The organism is Niabella hirudinis (assembly GCF_051201075.1).
GTDB classification, from domain to species: Bacteria; Bacteroidota; Bacteroidia; order Chitinophagales; family Chitinophagaceae; genus Niabella; species Niabella hirudinis.
Genome location: NZ_JBPEHJ010000011.1, coordinates 91,344 through 114,253 on the forward strand (window position 1 = coordinate 91,344; position 22,910 = coordinate 114,253).

The 22,910-nt window shown below is 48.0% G+C and carries 23 protein-coding genes; 10 read left to right on the forward strand and 13 right to left on the reverse strand.

Translation table 11 applies throughout. The features are described 5' to 3' along the window. The first annotated feature begins 39 nt into the window (after positions 1-39). From GGU45_RS17995 to GGU45_RS18030, 8 genes are all read left to right on the forward strand, one after another. The gene (locus GGU45_RS17995) at positions 40-1,185 is read left to right on the forward strand and encodes an acyl-CoA dehydrogenase family protein (protein ID WP_435227084.1); all 1,146 of its coding nucleotides are present in this window, start codon (positions 40-42) and stop codon (positions 1,183-1,185) included. A 58-nt stretch (positions 1,186-1,243) separates the two neighbouring features. Then, entirely contained in the window at positions 1,244-1,633 is a 390-nt protein-coding gene (locus GGU45_RS18000; protein WP_435227085.1) for a four helix bundle protein, read from the forward strand. A gap of 38 nt (positions 1,634-1,671) precedes the next feature. Then, the gene (locus GGU45_RS18005) at positions 1,672-2,538 is read left to right on the forward strand and encodes a hydroxymethylglutaryl-CoA lyase-like TIM-barrel protein (protein ID WP_435227087.1); all 867 of its coding nucleotides are present in this window, start codon (positions 1,672-1,674) and stop codon (positions 2,536-2,538) included. Positions 2,539-2,572: 34 nt separating this feature from the next. Further along, a complete protein-coding gene (locus tag GGU45_RS18010) occupies positions 2,573-3,169 on the forward strand; it encodes a DUF6992 family protein (protein WP_435227089.1) in 597 nt (198 codons plus the stop codon). Positions 3,170-3,390: 221 nt separating this feature from the next. After that, positions 3,391-4,080: a CoA transferase subunit A gene (locus GGU45_RS18015; RefSeq protein ID WP_435227091.1), complete on the forward strand. Its 690-nt coding sequence runs from the start codon at positions 3,391-3,393 to the stop codon at positions 4,078-4,080. Between the two features lie 60 nt (positions 4,081-4,140). Continuing rightward, positions 4,141-4,506 (forward strand): four helix bundle protein, encoded by a 366-nt coding sequence (locus GGU45_RS18020; RefSeq protein WP_435227093.1) that lies wholly within the window; start codon positions 4,141-4,143, stop codon positions 4,504-4,506. A gap of 57 nt (positions 4,507-4,563) precedes the next feature. Next, positions 4,564-5,223 (forward strand): CoA transferase subunit B, encoded by a 660-nt coding sequence (locus GGU45_RS18025; RefSeq protein WP_435227095.1) that lies wholly within the window; start codon positions 4,564-4,566, stop codon positions 5,221-5,223. Between the two features lie 13 nt (positions 5,224-5,236). Next, positions 5,237-5,512, forward strand: a complete 276-nt coding sequence (locus tag GGU45_RS18030) for a hypothetical protein (protein WP_435227096.1) — start codon at positions 5,237-5,239, stop codon at positions 5,510-5,512. Positions 5,513-5,740: 228 nt separating this feature from the next. Here GGU45_RS18030 and GGU45_RS18035 read toward each other — a convergent pair whose 3' ends face one another. The 6 genes from GGU45_RS18035 to GGU45_RS18060 all read right to left on the reverse strand — a co-directional run bounded on the left by GGU45_RS18035 (position 5,741) and on the right by GGU45_RS18060 (position 14,847). Continuing rightward, positions 5,741-5,965, reverse strand: coding sequence for a hypothetical protein (locus GGU45_RS18035; RefSeq protein ID WP_435227098.1), 225 nt, complete (start codon positions 5,963-5,965; stop codon positions 5,741-5,743). Positions 5,966-6,101: 136 nt separating this feature from the next. After that, positions 6,102-7,133, reverse strand: coding sequence for a penicillin-binding transpeptidase domain-containing protein (locus tag GGU45_RS18040; protein ID WP_435227100.1), 1,032 nt, complete (start codon positions 7,131-7,133; stop codon positions 6,102-6,104). Further along, the gene (locus GGU45_RS18045) at positions 7,130-8,254 is read right to left on the reverse strand and encodes a penicillin-binding transpeptidase domain-containing protein (protein ID WP_435227102.1); all 1,125 of its coding nucleotides are present in this window, start codon (positions 8,252-8,254) and stop codon (positions 7,130-7,132) included. Before GGU45_RS18045 ends, GGU45_RS18040 begins: the two co-directional genes overlap by 4 nt. A gap of 27 nt (positions 8,255-8,281) precedes the next feature. Beyond that, positions 8,282-9,784: a succinyl-CoA:acetate CoA-transferase ScpC gene (scpC, locus tag GGU45_RS18050; RefSeq protein WP_435227104.1), complete on the reverse strand. Its 1,503-nt coding sequence runs from the start codon at positions 9,782-9,784 to the stop codon at positions 8,282-8,284. Between the two features lie 258 nt (positions 9,785-10,042). Next, positions 10,043-13,573, reverse strand: a complete 3,531-nt coding sequence (gene smc, locus GGU45_RS18055) for a chromosome segregation protein SMC (RefSeq protein WP_435227106.1) — start codon at positions 13,571-13,573, stop codon at positions 10,043-10,045. A gap of 224 nt (positions 13,574-13,797) precedes the next feature. Further along, positions 13,798-14,847 (reverse strand): MBL fold metallo-hydrolase, encoded by a 1,050-nt coding sequence (locus tag GGU45_RS18060; protein ID WP_435227107.1) that lies wholly within the window; start codon positions 14,845-14,847, stop codon positions 13,798-13,800. 163 nt (positions 14,848-15,010) lie between these two features. Here GGU45_RS18060 and GGU45_RS18065 point away from each other — a divergent pair, with 163 nt between their 5' ends. After that, on the forward strand, positions 15,011-16,297 hold the full coding sequence (locus tag GGU45_RS18065; protein ID WP_435227108.1) for an HAD-IB family phosphatase: 1,287 nt from the start codon (positions 15,011-15,013) through the stop codon (positions 16,295-16,297). A 3-nt stretch (positions 16,298-16,300) separates the two neighbouring features. Here GGU45_RS18065 and GGU45_RS18070 read toward each other — a convergent pair whose 3' ends face one another. The 5 genes from GGU45_RS18070 to GGU45_RS18090 form a co-directional block, all read right to left on the reverse strand. Then, positions 16,301-16,729 carry an SRPBCC family protein gene (locus tag GGU45_RS18070; protein ID WP_435227110.1) on the reverse strand — a complete coding sequence of 143 codons (429 nt, stop codon included), beginning with the start codon at positions 16,727-16,729 and terminating at the stop codon, positions 16,301-16,303. Between the two features lie 240 nt (positions 16,730-16,969). Continuing rightward, positions 16,970-17,632: a GTP cyclohydrolase I FolE gene (gene folE / locus GGU45_RS18075; RefSeq protein WP_435227111.1), complete on the reverse strand. Its 663-nt coding sequence runs from the start codon at positions 17,630-17,632 to the stop codon at positions 16,970-16,972. After that, the gene (locus tag GGU45_RS18080) at positions 17,632-18,282 is read right to left on the reverse strand and encodes a sigma-70 family RNA polymerase sigma factor (protein ID WP_435227112.1); all 651 of its coding nucleotides are present in this window, start codon (positions 18,280-18,282) and stop codon (positions 17,632-17,634) included. Before GGU45_RS18080 ends, folE begins: the two co-directional genes overlap by 1 nt. A gap of 1 nt (position 18,283) precedes the next feature. Then, positions 18,284-18,667 carry a hypothetical protein gene (locus GGU45_RS18085; protein WP_435227113.1) on the reverse strand — a complete coding sequence of 128 codons (384 nt, stop codon included), beginning with the start codon at positions 18,665-18,667 and terminating at the stop codon, positions 18,284-18,286. A 74-nt stretch (positions 18,668-18,741) separates the two neighbouring features. Beyond that, a complete protein-coding gene (locus tag GGU45_RS18090) occupies positions 18,742-19,098 on the reverse strand; it encodes a bleomycin resistance protein (RefSeq protein ID WP_435227115.1) in 357 nt (118 codons plus the stop codon). 72 nt (positions 19,099-19,170) lie between these two features. Between GGU45_RS18090 and GGU45_RS18095 the strand changes: the two genes are divergently transcribed. Next, positions 19,171-19,842 carry a YceH family protein gene (locus GGU45_RS18095; RefSeq protein WP_435227116.1) on the forward strand — a complete coding sequence of 224 codons (672 nt, stop codon included), beginning with the start codon at positions 19,171-19,173 and terminating at the stop codon, positions 19,840-19,842. Positions 19,843-19,871: 29 nt separating this feature from the next. On the opposite strand, the gene GGU45_RS18100 is transcribed toward GGU45_RS18095, so the two are convergent. Together GGU45_RS18100 and GGU45_RS18105 are read right to left on the reverse strand one after the other, a co-directional pair. Further along, on the reverse strand, positions 19,872-20,777 hold the full coding sequence (locus tag GGU45_RS18100) for a hypothetical protein (RefSeq protein ID WP_435227117.1): 906 nt from the start codon (positions 20,775-20,777) through the stop codon (positions 19,872-19,874). 80 nt (positions 20,778-20,857) lie between these two features. Then, positions 20,858-22,900: a hypothetical protein gene (locus GGU45_RS18105; protein WP_435227119.1), complete on the reverse strand. Its 2,043-nt coding sequence runs from the start codon at positions 22,898-22,900 to the stop codon at positions 20,858-20,860. Between the last annotated feature and the right edge of the window lie 10 nt (positions 22,901-22,910).

Consider the following 22,910-nt stretch of genomic DNA (forward strand, 5'->3'; position numbering starts at 1 on the left):
AAACGAACCCGGACAATAACAACAAAAGATCATTTCAATATGGATTACTCATTAAGCGAGGAGCACCAGGCGATCCGGAATATGGTACGGTCATTCGCAGAAAAAAGCATCAGGCCCCAGGCTCAGGAACTGGATGAACGGGAAAAATTTTCACCGGAGCTTACCCGGCAAATGGGCGAGCTGGGCCTGATGGGTATCTATCTTCCGGAAAAATACGGCGGTGCGGGTATGGATTATCTTGCCTACATTATTGCGGTGGAAGAAATAGCACGGATAGACGGTTCACAGGCCGCTACCCTGGCTGCACATAACTCCCTGGGCATTGGTCCCATTTACAACTACGGCACAGAGGAGCAAAAACTGCAATACCTGCCGCAACTTTGCACCGGCACGGCCCTATGGTCGTTCGGATTAACAGAGCCAGGTGCCGGAAGTGATTCACGTGCTTCCAAAACAACAGCGAAAGCCGATGGCGATCATTGGGTAATCAATGGCAATAAGATCTTCATCACCAATGGTTCTGTTTCCATCAACCGTGGCACAACAGTGCAAGCTGTAACCAATGAGGTAAACGGAAAAAAAGAATTTACAACGATCATTGTAGACCGGGACACGCTGGGTTTTTCGCAACAGGCGATGCACGGTAAAATGATGTGGCGCGCCAGCGATACCGCACAATTATTTTTTGATGATTGCCGTGTACCAAAATCGCATACGCTGGGCCCCGTTGGTGAGGGTTCAAAGATCATGCTGCGCACACTGGATGCCGGCCGCTTAAGTATTGCCGCCATGGGACTGGGCTGTGCACAGGGCGCTTTTGAAATGGCGCTAAGCTATGCACAGGAGCGCAGGCAGTTCGGCAATACCATTGCCTCCTTCCAGGCAAACCAGTTTAAGCTCGCCGATATGGCCCTGAAAATAGAACTGGCGCGCACCTTTTTATATAAGGCCTGCTGGTTGAAGGATACCCACCAGCCTTTTACAAAAGAAGCCGCCATGGCCAAGCTTTATTGCTCAGAAATTGCCAAAGAAGTGACGGATGCTGCCGTACAGCTTCACGGCGGCTATGGTTTGATGAAGGAATACAATATCGAACGTTTTTACCGCGATCAGCGATTGCTGCAAATTGGCGAAGGGACATCGGAGATACAACGGATCGTGATCGCGAAGCAGTTAGGGTTATAGTTCATGGTCAATGGTTCATGGCTCATAGTATGCAACACCTGGTCGTTAACCATGCTCTATGAACACTAAAATATCAAATGCAATAATACTAATTGATATGGCATTTCGTTTTGAAGAATTAAATGTTTGGCATAAGGCGGTCGATGCTTCGAATGAGATTGATCTTATAACAAAGAACTTTCCGGTTGAAGAAAGATATAGCCTCTCTTCCCAGCTCAAAAAAGCAGCTGATTTTGTTGTACTGAACATCGCCGAAGGTTCCACAGGACAAACTATTCCGGTATTTAAGCAATTTTTAAATATCGCTTTGCGTTCAGCTATTGAGGTAGTGGCAGGGCTATTCCTAGCAAAAAAGAGAAACTATATTGCAGAAAATTTGTTCAGAAAATTATACGAAGACTATGAGTTGCTAAGCAAAATGATTACCAAACTTCGTAATTCTTTATAAAAGGTAAACCATGACCTATTAACTATTAACTATACACCATGAACAATGAACTAAAAATAACCGAATGCCCCCGTGATGCACAGCAGGGGCTGCCCTATACCATTCCGCCGGAAAAACGGGCAGCCTATATCAATGAGCTGATGCAGGCAGGCTTTGAAGTAATCGACTTCGGGAGTTTTGTATCGCCGAAGGCCGTACCGCAAATGACTGAATCAGCAAAAGTGCTGGCGGGTATCAACAAAGAAGGCTCGGCCACCCGGCTGCTGGCCATTATCGGCAATGCAAGAGGCGCAGCGGAGGCTGCAGCGCAGCAAAAAGTAGATATCCTGGGCTTCCCCTACTCGATCTCCAATACCTTCCTGGAACGGAATATCCATTCCGACTCCTCCAAAGTTCTGCATACCCTCGATGAAATTGCCGATATCAGCCAGGGCGCCGGAAAACAACTCCGGGTGTATATCAGCATGGCCTTCGGTAATCCCTACGGGGATGAATGGTCTGAATTTATAGTGCAGGACGCCGTTTACTTACTGGCAGGCAAAGGCGTTCAGACCATCACCTTATCCGATACCACCGGGCTGGGGACGCCTGAGGTGATTTACAGACTCTTTAAAACATTGGCTCCCCGTTTTCCAGGCGTGGAGCTGGGATTGCACCTCCACACCCGGCCGGAGGAAGCAGGGGCAAAGATCGATGCAGCGTGGAAAGCCGGATGCCGTAGTTTTGACGGGGTCATTAACGGGTTGGGGGGGTGCCCGCTTACCGGCTATGAACTGCTTGGTAACGTAAATACGCTTGCCCTGCTGCAATACTGCCGTGATCAAAACATAACAACAGGACTGGACGAACCCCGTATTGAGCAGATCGCCGTAACATACCCGGATTTCAATCTATTGAAGTCTTAAACAGGATGCCGTAACTTACATAAAAATTCTGGCTATGAAATTTCTATACGTTTTTCTTCTCTGTTGTTTGTATTGTTTTTCCAACGCGCAACAAAACAGCACATGGAATATAAACGATCTGCACCGGCAACGGATCGAAACCAACAGAAAAGGTATGTGGGTATTATCCGGATGGGGTGTGGCTAATATGGGCAGTGGCATCATCGGCGCCTTAAGTACGCAAAATACAGAGGTTAAGGCCTTCCATACGATGAATGCCCTGTGGGGTGCGGTTAATACCGGTATCGGTGTTTTGGCGCTGATGCGTGCCAAAAAAGAAAAGGGCTTATCCATTCCGGATGCCGATAAATACAAGGCTTATAAAAATGTAAAAAAACTATACCTGATCAACGGGGGGCTTGATCTGCTGTATATGGGTACAGGGGCATTCTTAAGAGCGCGGGCGGATCGAGCAAAAAACCCGGCAAGAAACCGGGGTTATGGAAATTCATTGATCGTTCAGGGTGCGGGGCTGCTACTGTTTGATGTTACCATGTACGGGAGTCATCAAAAACAAAACCGGTACTGGAAGAAGGCAGCACCTGAACTGACGGTTACAGAAAATGGCATGGGCATGGTGTATCATTTTTAGAATCCTGAGTCACTAAGACGCGAAGCTAAAGACAAAGGGGGAAATACAGAATAGCCAATTTTGAGTCTTAGAGCCTCCTATGTTTGTTTATTTCCCGCAGCGGCGCAAAGGAGCAAGGACGCAACGGTTTTCCCAGCAGATTAATGCCGTCTTTTTGTGCTTCAGCATCTTTGTGGCAAAACAAAGTATTCAGAGCCTTCGTGGCGAAAAAAATAAACGACATGAACAAAGTAGTACAAAACGCAAAAGAAGCCATTGCCGGCATCGAAAGCGGTATGACGCTGATGGTGGGGGGCTTCGGACTTTGCGGTATCCCTGAAAATTGCATTCAGGCAATTACGGAAACAGATCTCACAGCTCTTACCTGTATTTCTAACAATGCCGGTGTGGATGATTTCGGCCTGGGCCTGCTCCTGCAAAAAAAACAGATCCGGAAAATGATCTCGTCCTATGTCGGAGAGAACGCAGAATTTGAGCGACAACTTTTACACGGGGAACTGGAAGTGGAGCTGATTCCTCAGGGCACACTTGCCGAGCGCTGCCGGGCAGGTGGAGCGGGTATCCCGGCCTTTTATGTACCAGCGGGGTATGGCACCGAAGTTGCAGCAGGAAAAGAAGTACGGGAGTTTAACGGCAAACCCCATTTACTGGAACATGCGCTCATAGCTGATTTTGCGCTCATCAAAGCCTGGAAGGGCGATACGCATGGCAACCTTATTTACAAAGAGACCGCAGGCAATTTCAATCATCCTATGGCTACCGCCGGCAGGATCACCATTGCCGAAGTAGAAGAACTGGTGCCGGCCGGCCAGCTGAATCCCATGCAGATCCATACCCCCGGTATATATATAAAACGGATTTTCCAGGGGGTGAATTACGAAAAAAGGATTGAACAGTTGACGGAGCAATAACAGGGAATAGGAAGTAGCGAGTAGGACCGATAAGACGTAGCCAATAAAAAACAACATACCATGTTACAGCTATCACACAAAGGCCTTAAGGTTTATCAGCAGGGATTAAATCTCGTGGCCGAAGTCTATGAGAAAACCAAATCATACCCAAAAGAAGAACAATTTATTTTGGTTAGCCAGTTGCGAAGAGCAGTCATTTCCGTTTGTGGTAACCTGGCAGAAGGTGCGGCAAGGCGGTCCTACGCCGAAAAGAAGCGGTTCTATGAAATTTCGCGCAGTTCGCTTGTTGAAGTTGATACTCAAATCGAAATATCTTTAATTTTAAAATATCTGAACAGAAATGAAATAATCGCATTAGAACCCCATCTGGAATCGGTTTTTAAAATGCTGAGTAAAATGATCGTTAACATCGATCATGGCAGATGATCTTTTTTAGTATCCCCTCTGGCCATTCCCTATTTCCTATTCACTAAAAAGACAAAAATGAGCCTCACAAAACAACAAATAGCACAACGCATTGCACAGGAATTAAAAGACGGCTATTACGTAAACCTGGGCATTGGCATCCCCACATTAGTGGCTAATTATATACCGGAGGGGGTTGAAGTAGTACTGCAATCAGAAAATGGCATGCTGGGTATGGGTCCTTTTCCCAAAAAAGGTACTGCTGATCCGGACCTGATCAATGCCGGTAAACAAACCGTTACCTTGCTGCCCGGCGGCGTGTACTTTGACTCTGCCAGCAGCTTTGCCATGATCCGCGGCGGCCACATCGATCTTACTGTACTGGGCGCTTTTGAAGTAAGCGATACGGGCGATATTGCCAGTTGGAAGATCCCGGGAAAAATGGTAAAAGGTATGGGCGGCGCTATGGACCTGGTAGCCGCTGCTAAAAACATCATTGTAGCCATGCAGCATACCAGTAAGGACGGCCAATCCAAACTTCTGAAACAATGCACCCTGCCCCTAACCGGTGTAAAATGCATCAAAAAAATTGTGAGCGACCTGGCCGTAATGGAAATCACCAATGAAGGGTTTGTGTTGCTGGAACGGGCGCCGGGTGTATCTGTTGAGGATATAAAAGCGGCTACAGAAGGCCGCCTGGTGGTTAAGGGCGATGTACCGGAAATAAAACTGGCGTAGCGTACTTTCTGCATTGTGCACAACTCCAAAACCAGCAATACAGGGGTTCCTGTTCACGAAAGCCGGCCCGCAGTTCCTGGAAGCGGCCCGGCAGATGGATAAAACGGATTTTTCCGTAGAACGTCTTCAACAAACCGGCTCCCTGGGTGTGTTGCAGGAACAACCGTTGCACTTTGACACATCCCAAAATGCCATCGCCATCGGTCGGTTGTTAGTAAAAGCAGCAGACAACACGGTATTTGATATCACCGCTTATATTACCCCCCCCGGCCTTCCACTCAAAAAATGATTTCCAGGAACTGGCAGGTAAAATATTCCGCACGATCACTGCCGGCAAACGCAGGTTAGCTCTCCGGAAAAGAGAAGAAACCATAACTGCCTATGACGAAAAAAAGAAATTCATCTTCACCCTGCCTGCCGGCTATTTTATCAGCAAAACGGTTTCACACGATTTTGATGTAATCCGCATTAAGAAGATCCGTGACATTGCAGACACCTCCTGGTCTGGCATTACTATTTACTCAGCAGCTATCCCTCCTTTTTTAGTTCTTGTTGTTGTTTCCTCTTTACCGGTCATCATCCTGAAAACGGATCCAAACGGGTCCAGAGCGGATGCCGTTTCAAAATACCCCCTGCCGTCGCTATGATCTGCAGGAAGCGGCTGAGATACAGTCCCCTGCACCAGCAACCGGTACAGGGCAGCGCGCAGCTCATTCACATGCCACGGAGCCATTGTTGTCATATTATTCAGATTTAAGTAATTCAACAATGCAAAGCTATTTTAAGGAAGTGACAGCTTTATGTCAGCAGGAAAAACAGATTTCCATTTATTTTGAGCAGCTCAAAATAACCGCGCCGGGCTTCAGTGAAACGGGCCGTCAGCGCCCCGGATAAGAAGTCCAAAAATACTTCCGCTCCGCTCCTGCCAGGTCCTTACCGGCCCATTCCGGTTCGGCGGATGTGTATTTTTTGCCCGGCTGTGTCGCATTGCCGGTGGCAGTATCCCTAACCGGCTTTATCGCATCGCGCGCACCACCAGGTGTTTTTACTATGGAATGAGCAGTGTGTTTTAAAAACCTATGCAGCCGCGTGCTATCCCCGGTCAGCCGGGTCCATTGCTCTGCTCTTATAGAATCCGTTTTATATTGCAGGCGTTCAAAATACCAGGGTACCAGGTTGGCACGGGAAACCTGTTCCAGATCAGCCTTGCTCCTATTGGTCAAACTATCCAGCAGGTATTGTTCCATCAGCATGCGGGCAATAGGCCCGGCCCAGGTGGCCCCATAGCCGGCATTTTCCACAACCACCGCAATAGCAATTTTTGGATGATCCTTCGGTGCAAAGCAGATGAACATGGAATTATCCTCCAGTTGTATACGCCTTCCATCCAGTACCGTAGCATTTTGCGCCGTGCCCGTTTTAGCGCATACATCAATACCGGGGATGGCAGCCACCTTTGCAGTGCCCTGTGTTACCACATCGTTCATTCCATTGATGATAGCATCATAGGCCGCCGCTGAAATATGCGTTAACACCTCCTGCCGCTGCCGGTACTTTTTCAGTAGCGGAGCATCCGCAGGGGTTTCCCGCTCTATGCTGTCTACAAAATGAGGGGAATAATAATACCCCCGGTTGGCAATAATACAGGTTGCATTTGCCAGCTGCAAAGGTGTTACGATCATCTTGTCCTGTCCCATTCCCAGGGTAAGATTGGTACATGAGCTCCAATTACCTTTATAGTCTTCATCATAATCCCCCACTGTGGGTATCTTACCCCTGTCTTCGCTGGGCAGGTCTACTCCAAGGCGCACTCCCAGCCCCAGCTTATGCATATACTCCTCCCATTTTTCATACCCCCGTTTCACATTCCCGTACTTCGGGTTGTCTACGGTAAGCCGGTAGGTATTCATGAAAAAGGCGTTACAGGAATGCGCAATGGCCAGGCGCAGGTTATCCGCATGTCCGGCCCAGGACTCCAGGCAGCCCACCCTTCTGCCACAGGCATAATATCCCCCCGGCAGAGATAACCGGAGGCCGGAGTAATGACCCCTTCATCCAATGCAACCAAACCGCCCAATGGTTTAAAAGTGGAACCGGGCGGATACCTTCCTTTGATCCCCCTGTTCAATAGCGGAGCCCGTACATCCAACGCCATTTTTGCATAATTGGCATTCTTTTGAGGTCCGGTAAGATCGTTGGGGTTGAATACAGGGCCTGATGTCATTGCCAGGATGCCCCCGTTTTGGGGATCCAGGGCCACCACGGCCCCTACTTTGTTGGCCATCAGTTTTTCGGCCAGTACCTGCAGGTCAACATTCAGGCTGGTTTTTAACCCTCTGCCCGCAATGGCGGTGGTATCAAAACTACCGTTCTCATAACGCCCTACCACGCGGTTCCGGTTGTCTTTGATCATGTACTGCACGCCGCGCCGCCCCATCAGTACCCCTTCATATTGATATTCCAACCCGTTCTTTCCCGTATAATCGCCCGGCCGGTAAAAATCTCCCGAGCGTTCAATATCTTTTGCATTCACTTCCCCGATATAACCCAGGAAATGTGCCCCCACATTGTATGAATAGGTGCGCACCGGCCGCTGCTGCAAAGCAAAACCGGGAAAACGCCAGCTGTTCTCTTCAAAACGTGCCTGCACCTCCGGTTTCAGCAAGGATTGAAATACGGAAGGCCGCATACGGGAGTTTTTTATAATGGCGTTCACGATGCGGGATCGGAACACCATCCTGTCGATCCCCATAAGACTACAAAATGCCGCCGTATCCAGGTTCTTCACCTCGGCAGGAGTTACCACCAGGTCAAACATAATGGTATTATTCAAAATCGCCCGCCCCTTCCGGTCATAAATGATACCCCGCTCCGGGTAAATGATCTTTTGAAAAACAGCATTGTCCTTTGCCAGCTCCAGGTATTTCCGGTTTACTAACTGCAGGTTGGCCAGCTGAGCCACAATAAGGGCAAATACACATAAAAAGACCAGCTTCACCACATAACCTCTCGATTTGTTAAATACGGGCATACAAGTGTTTTTAGCCTTTTTGTTTTTTTAAGACTCCTGTATTGGTTTCATTGATCCTGTTTCTGCAAAGCGGGTATGCCAGCTCAGTGCTTCTTCCAGTAAGTGGGGCGTATGGCCACCCCGTTTGCAGGCCCGGTCAAAATACGACTGCAGCAGCTCCTTATAATCCGGATGTACACAATGATCGATGATGGTTTGTGCGCGTTCCCTGGGCGCCAGCCCTCTCAGGTCGGCAATACCGATCTCTGTAACCAGGATGTCAACATCATGCTCCGTATGGTCTACATGTGATACCATGGGAACAATATGGGAGATTGTATTGGATTTGGATGCAGCCTGTGTTACAAAGATGCTGAGGTAAGCATTACGCGCAAAATCGCCGGAGCCGCCAATGCCATTCATGATTTGTGTACCTCCAATATGGGTAGAGTTTACATTACCATACAGATCAAATTCTATGGCGGTATTAATGGCAATAACCCCCAGCCGGCGAATAAGGCCCGGTGTATTGGAAATATTCTGTGGTCTTAAAACAAATTTCTCCTTATACTGCTGCAGGTTCTCAAATAACCGTTTGTGCCAGATTTCCGACACCGCCAGGGAGGAGGCCGAGGCAAAAGATAAGATACCGGCATCTATCAACTCAAACGTACTGTCCTGCAGCACCTCCGAGAACATCGTCAGATCGTAAAAGTTGCTTTTCCGAAACTCTGCCAATACCGCATTGGCTACCCTGCCGATACCGGCCTGTAAGGGTAATAGCCGATCGGTAAGATGCCCCAGCCGCACTTCTCCTTCAAAAAAGTTGAGGATATGTGCGGCCATCGCAGCTGTTTTTGCATCCGGCGGGGCAATATCAGCGGGGCTGTCCGGAATATCCGTAAATACAATGGCCGCTATCTTATCCGGGTCAACCGGTATGGATTTACGCCCGATCTTATTCCAGGGCGCCACAATGGGGATAACATTCCGGTGCGGATAATCCTCCGCCTGGTAAATATCGTGGATGCCCAACACCTCCATGGGTATGGTGGTATTGATTTCAACAATCACCTGTCTGGCAAAGGCTGCAAAGGTTACGGAGTTGCCCACCGAGGTGGTTGGCACCAGGCTGCCATCCCGCTCTATAAAAGCCACTTCTATCACCGCAATGTCCAGCGGATCAATGATCTTATTGTGGATCTGCTCTGCACTTTCACTCAGGTGCTGATCAATAAACAGTACCTCTCCCTGGTTGATCTTGTCCCTTAAAACCTTATCCACCTGAAAGGGCATGCGTTTTTTTAGAGCATGGGCAGCAGCTAGTTTTCCATCTGTACCATGTCCCAGCGAAGCCCCTGTGATCAGGTTGATCTTCAGCGTTTCATTTTGCGCGCGTGTTGCCAGGGCCGGTAACACCACCTTACTATCGCCCGCTTTGGTAAAGCCGCTGGCGCCAACGGTCATCCCATCTTTAAACAGTTTTACCGCTTCATCTACAGTCGTTATTTTACTTTTTAACCGCTCCGGGCGCACCCTTTCATTGAACATACTGCAGGCTTTAAGAATCATTAATTTTAAAAATGTAAAATTACGAAGTGGTTGCTATTGCAGGCTGACGAAGATCAGCGGAAGGCATAATTTTTTCCTGTTTTTTTGCCGCTGAAACACTGAAGGGTTGTGGTATGTAATACAATAAAAAAAGCCACCCGTAAAACAGGTGGCACTATTGATACAACAACTATACTTCGACAGAAACAAATTTTTGAACGTTAACAGGTGGGATGATCCCATGCACAGTACAAAAATCTAATTCTGTGCCGCCAGACTTCTGAAGTCCACGCTAACCAGCTTGCTTACCCCCGGCTCCTGCATAGTTACGCCATAGATCACATCTACCGTGCTCATGGTAGTCTTATTGTGGGTTACGATAATAAACTGCGAGTTCTGGCTAAACTGGCGGATCATGTTGGTAAACTTACCCACATTGGCATCGTCCAGCGGTGCGTCTACCTCATCCAGGATACAGAACGGTGCGGGTTTGATCAGGTAGATGGCAAACAGCAGCGCCGTTGCAGTCAGGGTCCGCTCTCCCCCGCTCAGCTGGGTAAGCGACGTAGGCCGTTTTCCTTTGGGTTTAGCCACCACATCAATTCCGGTATCGGCAAGGTTTTCGGGGTTTTCCAGCACCAGGTCGCACTGGTCATCCTCGGTAAACAACGATTTGAATACTTTTTGAAAATTCTCCCTTACCTGGTTAAAGGTGTCCAGGAATTTCTGGTTGGCGGTGGTCTCCACTTCCTCAATGGTCTTCAGGAGACTCTCCTTGGCATTTACCAGGTCGCTCTTTTGCTCTACAATAAACTCGTAGCGCTTTTTCATTTCGGTAAATGCTTCAATGGCCGTGGGGTTTACTTCGCCGAGGTTTTCCAGCCGCTTCTTCATCCTGTCGGCTTTTTCCTGCAGTTCCTCTACAGCTGTTTCGCTGTTGCGCGGATCGTCCAGGATATCTTCAATCTGGATTTTAAACTCCACGTTCAGACGTTCACGTGTGCCGGCCAGCTGTAATTTCAACTCATTCAGTTTGTCTTTTATAGCTGCCAGCAGGTGCTCTACCTGTTCTTTTTCGCGGATCTTATGCCGCAATTCGCTTTCCTTCTCATTCAGCAGGTTCCGCATATTGTAATACGACTGGTCCGCTTCGTTCAGTGTTTGCTGGTCCAGCTCGCGGCTACGGACCAGGTTCAGCAAGGTTTCTTCAATTTCCTTCAGGGCCTTTTCCGAGTTTACGATATCACCGCCCGTATCAGATAACTGGAGGGTGCTTTGCTCAATCTGGCGTTTCAGTTCGTCCAGCTGGTTGGTCTTAAAATTCAGTTCCTGTTTTAACGCGGTCACTTTACTCTGCTGGCGGGTTACATTCAGGTTAAATTCGTTAAACTGCGTGGTAGCTTCCTGGTAGCCCCCCTCAGCCTGTTTAAAGGCATCTTCCGCTTCCGCCAGTTTGTTGGCATTTTGCTGCAATATTTCGGTAAACTCCTCCAGCGACTGACGTACACCGGAAATGGAGCTCTGTGTATGTTGTAATTGTCCGGTAAGTTCTTCCAACCGGTTTTTTGCAACGCTTTGCTGGCTTTGAAGGTTCTCCGAGCGGTTCTGCAAAGCAAAAACAGCATTTGTCAACTCCTGTATTTCTTTTTGCGTTTCCCTGATGGCGTTTTCCCGCAGGTCTTCATTAAAAGCAATCACCTCGTTGTGCCGGGCCTGTATCTGCGCCCGCAGGTTTTGCACAATGGCATCCTGGGCGGCAATATCTTCCTGCAATTTCTCCAGGTTCTTTACCCGGCCAATTTTCTTTCCTTCAATAAGCCCCACGCTGCCGCCCGTAAGCGTAAATTTTCCTTTTACAAACTTGCCCTGCTTTTCAATCACCACAGAGCCGTTGCTATTCTCCAGTGCATCTACCCCCTCGGCAATAAATACATTACCCAACAGGTGCGCTGCCAGCTTACGGTACCGCTCTTCTACCTCTATTACCTCAAGCGCGGGAATGGCTCCCTGCAACTGGTGTGCGCCATCGCCGGCAGCCCCATCAATCTTATTTAATAAAAAGAAATTGGCTTTCCCTTTTTTCTGATCGCTTAGTAAATGTACGGCCTGCAATCCCTGTTGCAGATCTTCCACCACGTAATAATTGAGATAGGGCTCCAGCACATTTTCCAGTGCGGTACGGTAGTCTTCTTTTACATAAAGAATATCAGAAAGAATGGGGGCATTGGTGTTCCAGTCTTTATTCTTGTGCAGGAATTTTACGCTTTCCGGATAGCCTTCCATCGAGTCGATCATGCTTTTGAGCAGATCGTGCTCATTCCGTTTGGCATCCAGCACGCGGTTTTCGTCTGCCAGCTGATTGCGCAGCTCTTCTACGATTCCCTGGGTTTGCAGGATCTGTTCCCTGGTATGATCGTGATGCGCCTGTAATTGCTCCAGCGATGCGTTCTTTTCTTCCAGCTCCCGTTCCTTCAGCTGATGGTCTGTTTGTACCCTTTGCAGGTGCTCATCCCGCTGTGCCGATTCATCTTCGATCTGATGGATGGTGCGTTGCAGGTTTTGTACCGAGGTATCGGCTACGGCTACTTTTTTTTCCGCTTCAAACTGTTCCCGTTGTACCTGCTGGTACTCCAGGCGCAAGCTATCTACCCCATGGCGCTGTTCGTCCAGGATATTACGCTGGCGGGTTACTTCATCGCGAAAGTTTTCCAGCTGCTCTGCCAGTCCTTCATGCGCCTTTTCTTCATCGTTTACCTGTTGCCGGGTAAAGGCGATGCTTTCTTCAATACCCTTTAACTGCGCATCGGATTTGGAAAGAAATTCCTGCAGGCCGGTCTCCCGCTCCTTGAGGTATTGCAAGCGTTGTACCGCCAGGTTTTTATCACCTTCCCGGGTACGCACCTGCTGCACCAGTTCATTATAAGCGGCCTGCATGCTTTGCAGGGCCCGTTCTTTTTCGATAAACACCAGCTTCTCCTGTTCAATATGGGCTTCAGCCGTAGCAATTTCAGCTTCCAGCTTTACCGATTTATCGGTTTCTGCCTGCTGTTGTTCATTCAGCTCTTTATAAGTAAGATTAAATCCTTCCAGCGCTGCTTTGGCCAACTCTATACTTACCTCGCGGTATTCCTTTTTGATCTCATGGTACTTCTCCGCTTTTTTTGCCTGGCTTTCGAGGGCCTTTAGCTGGTTGTTGATCTCAAACAACAGATCCTCGATCCGGTTCAGATCCTGTTCGGTAGCGTCCAGCTTTTGTTTGGCTTCCTTCTTACGGGTTTTGTAAATGGAAATGCCGGCGGCCTGCTCCAGCATCCGGCGGCGGCTGTTGTCTTTGTCCTTGATGAGGTCATCCACCATGTCCAGCGCAATGATGGCATAAGAATCTGTGCTCACCCCGGTATCCATAAACAGGTTCTGGATATCCTTAAGGCGGCACTGCACATCATTGAGGCGGTATTCGCTTTCGCCGCTTTTATAAAATTTTCGGGTGATGCGTACGGTGCTGAATTCGGTGGGTAGCAGGTTCTTGGTATTTTCAAAAGTAAGGCTCACCTCCGCCAGGCCGCTTGCCGAGCGGGTTTTAGAACCGTTAAATACCAGCGAATCCAGGTTCTCGCTCCGGAGGGCGCTGATCTTCTGCTCACCAATCACCCAACGGATGCTGTCCACAATATTGGATTTCCCGCACCCATTCGGCCCTACAATACCGGTAATATTGTCGTCAAAATTAACGACCGTTTTATCGGCAAAACTTTTAAATCCCTTTATTTCAAGACTTTTTAGACGCACAGTATTTTTCCATTTTAATGTACAGGCGAAAATAACGGATCCCCCCTCAATGCGGAAGCCTGTTTTTGCACACCAATGCGTGGAAAACACGATAAAAATGTGAATAACCGGTGGATAACATACCTGCCGATTGCCCGCCCCTCCGTTGGCACTGTCATGCGCCGCCGGAGTTTTTTATCCTAAGACAATTCCACTTCTTCATTCCAAATTGGATATTTCTTATTTCACATTTGCATAAAAGGCTCCCACCATTTTCTCCAGGGATCATTCAGCCGGTCAAGATTTATAGGCTCGCCAATTTTTGGGGTCAATAAGGGGAGATCCGCCGCTGCCGCCAATGCCGATAGCTGCTGGAGGGGCTCATACCAGGGATGCTGTGCCAGTTTGAACTTTGAATGATGCACCGGAAGCACCCGCCGTGCCTGCAGATCCAGGGCTTCGGGTACAATTTCCTGCGGCGTTGAATGAATATAGGGCCATTTTTCATTGTACTGTCCGCATTCCAGTATAGCAAGGTCAAAAGGGCCCAACCGCTCTCCAATTTCCTTAAAATGGGGGCCATAGCCGCTATCGCCCCCCAGGAATAGTTTCAGCGAAGGAGTTTGTAACACAAAGGAGGTCCACAGCGAGATGTTCCGTGCAAGCATGCGTCCGGAAAAATGACGTGCCGGCGTTAACGTAACCATGCAGCCGTTTCCCAGGTCGATACGATCGTACCAGTTCTTTTCAGCCAGCTTTTCCCTGCTCCAGTCCCAATACTCAAAATGCTGGGCTACGCCGAGTCCGCAGACCAGGTTCTTTACTTTCGGCTCCAGCTGCTGTACCGTTCTATAATCAAGATGATCCCAATGATCGTGTGAGATGAACAGCACATCAATATCCGGCATATCCGCCGCCTGGTAATGATTGCTGCCTGCAAACGCCTTTACGGAGCTTCGAAACGGAGATGCATGCCCGCTAAAAACCGGGTCTACCAGGAAGCGCCGGCCCTCCAGCTGTATAAAATACGAACTATGGCCAAACCATACCAGCACATTTTCTTCGGGCGGCAACCGGTGCAGATCCGTTTTAACAAAAGGCAGCGTATGAGCAGGAGCGGTATCTGGCATCTTCTGAAAAAACTTCCAAAGAACCCCCATCATGCTCTCACCTTCGGCCAACGCCGGCGTGGGCAGCAGGTTTTGAAACTGCCCGTTTTTGTAGTTGGAAAGCTGGTGAAACAGGCTTTTCCGGCTGCGGCTGGGAAACTGTCCGAGTTGTTTGATAATGTGCATAGCTTTTGCAAAGATTGGATTTTCTGTGGTGCCAACCGCGGGAACGCTTGTATTGTTGCCACTGAAGCGCCCATTTTTTATAGGGCCTGCAAGAGGCGAAGCGTCTAAAAAACAACTTTTAAAGTTGTATTGCCTCACAATAGGCCCTACTTTTGCAGCGCAAATGAAACAAAAAAACTATTACATCATAGATTTTGACAGCACTTTTACCCAGGTTGAGGCATTGGATGAGCTGGTGCGGATCTCTTTAAAGGACAACCCCAAAAGGGAGGTTGTTTATAAAAAGATTGAAGATTTTACCAACCAGGCTATGAATGGGACGATGTCTTTTTCAGAAAGCCTGGCAGCACGTGTAAAATTGCTGGAGGCCGACCGTACACATCTGAAAAAACTGGTAACACATCTGAAAAAGAAAGTATCCAAATCTTTTTCAAGAAACGCTTCCTTCTTTAAAAAACATGCCGATGATGTACTGATTGTTTCCGGTGGGTTTAAAGAATTTATTACGCCGGTTGTAAAAAAGTTCCATATAAAAAAAGAAAACATTTATGCCAACACGTTTGTATTTGATGACGCGGGAAAAATCATTGGCTATGACGATCAGAACCCGCTGAGCAAGGAAGGCGGCAAAGTGATCCTGATCCGCGATCTGAATTTGCAGGGCGAGCTCTATGGCATCGGAGATGGCTACTCTGATCTTCAGCTGCGGGAAAGCGGGCTGATCAAGAAATTTTTTGCCTATACCGAAAATATTTCGCGCAAAAGCGTTACGGCCAAGGCCGACCATGTGATCCCCAGCTTTGACGAATTTCTCTACATCAATAAACTTCCGGGCGCTATCTCCTACCCCAAAAACCGGATCCTGTGCCTGGTGATGGGAACCGTACCGGAAAAGGAACTGCAGCCTTTTGTACAGGAAGGATTTACCCTGGTGCGCGAAAAAGAAGCAGATGAAAAAACATTCCAACAGGCCGGTATGCTGGTGATAGCGGCTGACGCTGTTGTTGATCCTAAAAAGATAAAAAAAGCTACCCGGCTAAAGGCGGTCGGTATATTTGGGAAAGCAAAAACCAGCCTTCCCCTGCCCCTGTGCACCGAAATGGGAATCGTGGTTTTTGGCAATACCCGGTCCAACCTGCAGACAGCGCAGCATATGATCGATTTTATCAATAAAGGGGCCATCAACGATAGCTATAATTTTCCGAAGCTCCGGTTGCCTGCGGTAAAGAATACCCACCGGATTATTCATATTCACCGGAACCTGCCGGGAGCCATTGCCCAGGTAAATTTGCTCCTTGCAAAAGGTGGTATTAATATTGATGCTCAATTTTTGATGACCAATGCCACCATTGGCTACGCCATCATCGATATTGATAAAAACTACGACAAACAGCTGCTGAAGGAATTAAAGAAAACAGCGCATACTATTAAAACGCGCGTGCTTTATTAGCGGTCACCTATTAAAATCGGGATAAGGGAATCCTTTACCGGTTTCACAAAGAAACCGGAGGCTTCTGAAAAACAATGCCCAGTCATAACTGCAGGAAGCAAACTCCGGAGTATATTCTTTCCATCCATCGTGATGAAACAATAATACCGTGCCCTTATTATGGGGCTGCAGCTCAAAGCTGAGCGTGGTTCCAATCCAATCTTCAAAAGCGCGGATACACCGCCATTTTACGAGACTGAAAGGTTTTAGTTCCACTACTTCCATCTCTTTAAAATACCCGGGGCCAAAGGCAAATCTTGAAATACTGCCTTCTTCGGGCAGGGCTACCGTTTCGGGCGTCCACCAGCCTGCCAGGCCTTCCCGGGTGGTAAGCGCATTATAAACGGTTTCTGCAGGCGCTCCAATCAACAGCCGGTGATAGATACTTTTCATAATTATTGGCTTTGTTTAAACTACAAAGCTATTGGTTAAAGACGGCAAGCAGGAGGGGGTAACCAGACTTTCCTCCGGGCCAATCCGGACTTTTACACATCCAGGGAGTCTATTTTCCATCCCCGGTCCGGCATAAATGTAAAACACCAAATGACGAATGTAAAATGAAAAAGGAGTATTCATTTAGCAAAAAGAGCTTGTTGGTTTTAACAGGATCCACTTTTGCAGGCAAATACCGGTCTATTTTCCGCCGCGGATCAGCGACAGGAACTCAGCCCGGGTTGTTTCGTTCTGAAACCTGCCCGAATAATGGGTGGTTACCGTGCTGCTTTGGGTATCCTTAATGCCGCGTGCAGCTACGCAGAGATGGTCGGCCTCTATCATAACCGCAACATCGGGGTGCTGTAATACAGCTTTGAGCCCGTTGGCGATCTGGACGGTCAGCCGCTCCTGCACCTGCGGACGCCGGGCATAATACTGCACCAGACGATTGATTTTGGACAACCCTATTACATGGGCGCCGGGAATGTAGGCCACATGCGCCTTTCCGATGATGGGCACAAAATGGTGCTCGCAGCAAGAGTAAAGAGTGATATCTTTTTCAACCAGCATCCGGTTGTATCCATACCGGTTCTCAAACAGACTAACCGCCGGCTTGTTTGCAGGATTCAGGCCGCCGAATAATTCTTTTACAAACATTTTTGCTACTCTTTTTGGTGTCTTGCTCAAACTGTCATCATTAAGATCCAATCCCAGCGTGTACATAATCTGTCCAAAATGATATTCAATAGCAGCGATCTTCTCCTGGTCGCTCTGTTCAAAAGCATCATCCCGAAGCGGAGTGCTCAAAAAAGAAGGATCCGGTTCCTGCTTCAACAGTTCATTAATAAGATGATTCGACATTATAATCGTTTTATCTTTTCCATTACGTTATTTACGATCGCATCGCAATAAACCAGGTTAAACTCAAAAATTTCAGACGGGGTATACATTTTTTCAATTTCATTCCGCAGCAGGCCTTTTGCCCGGCTCAGCCGCGCTTTTACATTCGTCTCCGTAATTGTCAGCATATCCGCAGTCTCTGATACGTTTAACCCGTTTATTTCCCGAAGGGAGAACACCATCCGGTAATCGAATGGCAATTTGCCGAGCGCTTCCTCAATAACACGGCCCAATTCGTTGTTCTGGACCATCTTTCCAGTATCATTATCGAAGCCTGTAAACATAGGTACCGAATTATCGTTTATATCTTTTATAATCTCATTCTTGAATGCGGATCTTTCCTTTTTCCGGTAGCAGTTATTCATCATGATGCGGATGATCCAGGTTTTAAAACTGGCACGCCCTTCAAACTGCCCCAAATTCTTATAGGCATCCACGAAGGTATCCTGCATCAGGTCCTGGGTATCTTCATGATTATAATTATAGGAGCGTCCGGTTTTATACAAGCAGGGGTTGTACCGGCGGATGAGGATCTCATAAAGTTCCACCTCGCCCTCCTGTACCCTGCGAACCAGTTCTGCTTCCGTTAGCCGTTCAAATGAAGCTGTCATTTTATACTACAAGTTTGGATAATTTCGCCATAGAAAAAGCTGATAGCGCCATTACGAGGTCCCGTACCGCTACGTCTAAATAATTAAAGCCCGCCAGCAATGTTAACGCAATTGCGGTAAGCCAGGCGGCCACAATATACCCGCCCAAGGCAGCTTTGCGCCACACGATAATACCAGCCACCACTTCTATAACACCTACAATCATCATAAATACAGATGGCGAAAAAGGCAGCATTCCCGCTATCGATGGATTGAGATAAAGCTCCCAGTTGGTGAGCAGGTTGGTAAATTTATCAAGCCCGGCCACGATGGGCACAATCACAAAGGCGATCCGCATCGGATTGTAAATTCCTTTCAGCTGTTGCTGCAGATTATTTGTTTCCATTTTTTTACTTTTTTAATGTCTATTACTTAATTAGAGTAAACGATCATTAAAAAGGTTACAAATATGTGGCCTGTTTATATCGATTGCCCAAAGGTGAGTAAATTATTATCGGGGTCCAGTATGGAAAATTCTTTTTGTCCCCAGGGTTTCTCCTGCAATGCCCCCGCGGGATGAATGCTGACACCCCGGTATTGGAGATCCTGATACAGTATTTCAATAGCATCGGTGCGGATGTATACCTGCCCATAATTTTCCGCAGGGTCCAGTTCCCTGAACTCGAAAAAGTGGAGCTGTACTGCTTCCTTCTGTACCATCAGGTATCCGGCGTAGTCGGCATCGCCAAACTCCCGAAACCCCAGCTGATGCACATAGAAATGACGGGTTGTAACTTTATCCCGCATAGGCAGTTTGGGGTGAATTGCTGTCAGCATATTCCGTTTATTTTTTATAAATATACTACATGCCTTTTCAAAACCCGGCGCGGTTACCGTATTTTTACCCGTATGAGCAACGAATTAACTGAACTAAAATCATTACCTGCGCTGGATGGCGAAGAGATCCGCGTGCTGGGAGCGCTGATGGAAAAATCAAAAGCTACCCCCGAATACTACCCCATGACCCTGAACGGGCTCACTGCAGCCTGCAACCAAAAAACAGCGCGCCACCCCGTGGTTAATTATGATGAACAAACCGTTGCCCTGGTGCTGGACCGCCTGAAACGGAAAAACCTGGCAGCCACCGTTACGGGAGGCAGCAGCAGGGTGATTAAATACCGGCACACCATTGCCCTCAATTACCAGTTTACGCCAGACGAGCTGGCCGTGTTATGCCTGCTTTTTTTGAGGGGGCCGCTCACACCGGGTGAAATCAACAGCAGCTCCGGAAGGCTCTATGCTTTTGACGACCTGGCAGAAGTGCAATCCGTATTGGAGAAATTGTCTTCGGCAGCCACCCCTTATATACAACAGCTATCGCGACAGCCGGGTCAAAAAGAGGCCCGGTATATGCATTTGTTTGCGCAGGAAGATGTGCTGGAAGCCTATATTTCGGAAGTCCCCGCCACGGCACCCCCCGCATCGGGCAGCAATATTGAGGAGCGGCTGAGCACCGTAGAACAGGAGCTGAGCGCGTTAAAGACGGCTTTTGAAAAACTGATGAAGGAATGGACCGGATAATCACAGGCTGCTTTCCTATAATTTTTCGCCTAGGGCTTTTGCAATAATGCTCCCAGCCGGCTGGGTTTGGGCGATTTTTCTTCGGGCAGGTAACGCGGTCTTATTACATAAACGCCCCCGGTGGACAGTTCCGGGTACAGGCCATTGGGTTCCTGCGCTATAAAAAAGACATCATCACGGCCGCCGTATTCTTTTGGCACCCGAAATACTTCCAGGTTGATACCCAGGGCTCCAAAATGCCGGAACCGCAGGGTATCGCCCCCCGGCAGGTATAGTTCCATATTATAGAACCCCGCCGAATAACGATGTTTAACCAGGCCCCAGTTTTCCTCCTCTTTATCTACTACGGCATAACCCAGGCTTTTCAGAAGGCTGGTATCCCGCTTGTTGGGGGCAACTCCAAAATCGGGCCCAATCTCCTGCATGGGAATAAAACGGTTTGAAGGCTTAAGAGGGTATTTTTTATCAGATTCATCTGTAGCAAGGTACCTGTCTAATTCGTCATTTAAGGGCAGACCGTATGCAATCCATTTTCCGTTGATTTTGAACGTGGGTACTCCCCCCGCTGGTGGAATATAGTATTCCGCCTTGTGATAGTCCTCATCGAAAGTTTTGAACGCATTTTCTCCCTGAGGAAAAGGAATATCATCAGGTAAAACAAAGGAAGTGTCTCCGTTAATCGCCCATTCGCACAACTTGGTAGTTGTATTGATGATACCATTATCATAAATGTCCATCCCCCTGGTTATTGTCGTATCAATCACATCACCCACATTGTTTATTTTATAAAACTTATGTGTGTGTAGGATCACAATATTTTGTAAAGTATCATACAAAAAATGCTGGTAGAAACTTTGACTATCCGCTGTAAACATTTTCACCTCATAATTACTGGTGCCGGGAGAAGTAGCCAGGCTGTATTCAAAAGGGATCATGGTGTTTTTTTTTTGAAAACATGAAACTAAAATTGCTAATGAAAAAACTATTGGTGTTTTTATATTAAGTTTATGCATACTCATTTCTTGCTATATTTCTTGATAAGATTATTTATGTAGTCCGTATCACCAGCGGATGTTGGAATGCTTTTTTTTTGACTACAGGTTTCTTTTTTAATGGCCTCCGAGTCATTTCGAAAATCGAGTCTTTCGTAGATATATCGGTCATGCTTATCGTTCTCAATTCGTTTTTTCTCCACCCTATAAAACTTCTTTCCCCCCACCTTCAATATCCTTTCCCAGATATTTGTAGTCACCCCAATTGTATCACGTTCATAATTCCAGTCGTCCAGGATCTTTCGGTTGGTAAGCAGCGGCACGGGACTAAAATGCGCATACAGGTCGGCCTCCTGCAAAGCGGCATAATCTACCAGGGAGGCTATGTAATTGCAGTACACAACAGTGTGCAGGTCCATTTTACGCGTCCCAACAGCCGGAGCAAAAAACCGTTGATACAACCCAGACAGGGAAGAGGCAACTTCCTTTAGCTTCTTTACATAAAGGCCTTTCAGGGTGGCATTCAGTGAAGTCACCGCCCCGGGGTCAAATCCCCTTCCACAGGCCGCCGCATAATAGTGCTTTAATTTCAGATACCTCAAAAAAGAACGGGCATAATCCATTACCAATACCTCATAATCCGTCCATACCTGCTCTTCCCAATCATCAAATTCAATCCTCCGGTTGGCTATAAAGGGTGGCAAAAACAGATAGCCCAGGTGGGTTTGTCCGTCTACATCATATACCAGAAACTGTTTTTTATCTGCTTTAGACGCCACCGTCTTTTCAAGATCCGTGCCCAGGGGGTACACTTCAAAGCTCAGCAGGGTACAATCGCCGCGGGGATCACAGGCGCTGCTTATCCCCGGTATATCGCCGCAACGGATTACCGGATCTCCGCGGTCATTGGTAAAATCAAACTGTACCGACCGGCTTTTATACGCCTCCCAGTTGCCGGTTATTTTCTTCAGGTGCTCATAGATACCTTCTTCATGCCGCAGCTTGTTGTAGGTTTCGTTAAACAGCCCGGCCAGCCCATCAATATAGGAGCGTGCATTTTTTGCCGGGTCCTTGTTCCACAGGGTGAGCACCGTTTTATCTACCTGAAGGTAATCCTTTTTCCAGGCAAGGAAGTTCTGGTATTCCTCCCCCGTTAACCCTACCGGCTGGTTGGGCGACAGGAAAAGGATATTAACCGGCACCTGCTCCCAGCCCAGCTTTGCCGCATAGTTTAAAATACCCAGCACCACCCCTGCCGCACAGGCACAACCCTGGCTATGCCCCAAAACGGTTACCGGCCGGTAAGGCGGTGTATACCCCTTTAAAATTTCCTTGAATGCGGGATCACTTACGCCGTCAAAGCTTTTGCGATCCAGGATCCCCCAGGAAGTGGCAGCCCAGCGGTATCCCTGCAATACGCCATGATCAATACGATGGGCCGCGCCTGAACCCAGCCCATGCGATCCATTGATAAAGTATTCATTGCCCTGGGCATTAAAATAGCTGGCATAAGTATTGGTACCGTTGTACTGGTTCGATTTCATGTTCCAGTACCCCCAGGACCATTCGGCGGGCCCGTAAGAAAAAACAGGACGCGGGTCTTTTGCCCATATCATTTGTTTGATATTCTCTTTAGTAAACCCGCCCCGGTTCAACTGCATCAGACGGTCGGCCTGTTTTGGGTCCTCCCGCTGCGCCTCCGGAAGCCGTCCGTTCAGTTCGCCCGGCGTAAAAATATCTTCATCATCTGCCGGGTTGCTTTCATCTGCGTTAGCGCCTCTGAAAACATACCACCGGTCCTCGTCCGGGTTGAAGTCCATGATAGCATTTGCATTAGCGCCAATATTCTTTACCGGATCGCTGAGGTACCCGTTGCAGAAAATGATCGATCCCTGGAAGAGCGGCGTTCCATCTTTATCAAACGGCTCCTGCCCGGTGGACACGAGGCTTTTCGCGGGATTGTAATGATCCGTATGATCCGCAGGCGATCGGTTTTCGGAAGGATTCCGTAACGGCTCCGGAAACACCGGGATCCTGCTTGCTGAAGTACGAATAACTTTGCCCATTGCTGTCAAT

What these genes read in the sequence shown, in the direction of transcription:
- GGU45_RS18095 (WP_435227116.1), top strand. Translation starts at nt 19,171, where the DNA reads ATGAGCAACGAATTAACTGAACTAAAATCATTACCTGCGCTGGATGGC.
- GGU45_RS18105 (WP_435227119.1), bottom strand. Translation starts at nt 22,900, where the DNA reads ATGGGCAAAGTTATTCGTACTTCAGCAAGCAGGATCCCGGTGTTTCCG.
- GGU45_RS18005 (WP_435227087.1), top strand. Translation starts at nt 1,672, where the DNA reads ATGAACAATGAACTAAAAATAACCGAATGCCCCCGTGATGCACAGCAG.
- GGU45_RS18080 (WP_435227112.1), bottom strand. Translation starts at nt 18,282, where the DNA reads ATGACAGCTTCATTTGAACGGCTAACGGAAGCAGAACTGGTTCGCAGG.
- folE (WP_435227111.1), bottom strand. Translation starts at nt 17,632, where the DNA reads ATGTCGAATCATCTTATTAATGAACTGTTGAAGCAGGAACCGGATCCT.
- GGU45_RS18000 (WP_435227085.1), top strand. Translation starts at nt 1,244, where the DNA reads ATGAACACTAAAATATCAAATGCAATAATACTAATTGATATGGCATTT.
- GGU45_RS18035 (WP_435227098.1), bottom strand. Translation starts at nt 5,965, where the DNA reads ATGACAACAATGGCTCCGTGGCATGTGAATGAGCTGCGCGCTGCCCTG.
- GGU45_RS18015 (WP_435227091.1), top strand. Translation starts at nt 3,391, where the DNA reads ATGAACAAAGTAGTACAAAACGCAAAAGAAGCCATTGCCGGCATCGAA.
- GGU45_RS18090 (WP_435227115.1), bottom strand. Translation starts at nt 19,098, where the DNA reads ATGCTGACAGCAATTCACCCCAAACTGCCTATGCGGGATAAAGTTACA.
- GGU45_RS18040 (WP_435227100.1), bottom strand. Translation starts at nt 7,133, where the DNA reads ATGAATACCTACCGGCTTACCGTAGACAACCCGAAGTACGGGAATGTG.
- GGU45_RS18025 (WP_435227095.1), top strand. Translation starts at nt 4,564, where the DNA reads ATGAGCCTCACAAAACAACAAATAGCACAACGCATTGCACAGGAATTA.
- GGU45_RS18085 (WP_435227113.1), bottom strand. Translation starts at nt 18,667, where the DNA reads ATGGAAACAAATAATCTGCAGCAACAGCTGAAAGGAATTTACAATCCG.
- GGU45_RS18070 (WP_435227110.1), bottom strand. Translation starts at nt 16,729, where the DNA reads ATGAAAAGTATCTATCACCGGCTGTTGATTGGAGCGCCTGCAGAAACC.
- GGU45_RS18045 (WP_435227102.1), bottom strand. Translation starts at nt 8,254, where the DNA reads ATGCCCGTATTTAACAAATCGAGAGGTTATGTGGTGAAGCTGGTCTTT.
- GGU45_RS17995 (WP_435227084.1), top strand. Translation starts at nt 40, where the DNA reads ATGGATTACTCATTAAGCGAGGAGCACCAGGCGATCCGGAATATGGTA.
- GGU45_RS18020 (WP_435227093.1), top strand. Translation starts at nt 4,141, where the DNA reads ATGTTACAGCTATCACACAAAGGCCTTAAGGTTTATCAGCAGGGATTA.
- GGU45_RS18100 (WP_435227117.1), bottom strand. Translation starts at nt 20,777, where the DNA reads ATGATCCCTTTTGAATACAGCCTGGCTACTTCTCCCGGCACCAGTAAT.
- GGU45_RS18060 (WP_435227107.1), bottom strand. Translation starts at nt 14,847, where the DNA reads ATGCACATTATCAAACAACTCGGACAGTTTCCCAGCCGCAGCCGGAAA.
- GGU45_RS18010 (WP_435227089.1), top strand. Translation starts at nt 2,573, where the DNA reads ATGAAATTTCTATACGTTTTTCTTCTCTGTTGTTTGTATTGTTTTTCC.
- GGU45_RS18065 (WP_435227108.1), top strand. Translation starts at nt 15,011, where the DNA reads ATGAAACAAAAAAACTATTACATCATAGATTTTGACAGCACTTTTACC.
- scpC (WP_435227104.1), bottom strand. Translation starts at nt 9,784, where the DNA reads ATGTTCAATGAAAGGGTGCGCCCGGAGCGGTTAAAAAGTAAAATAACG.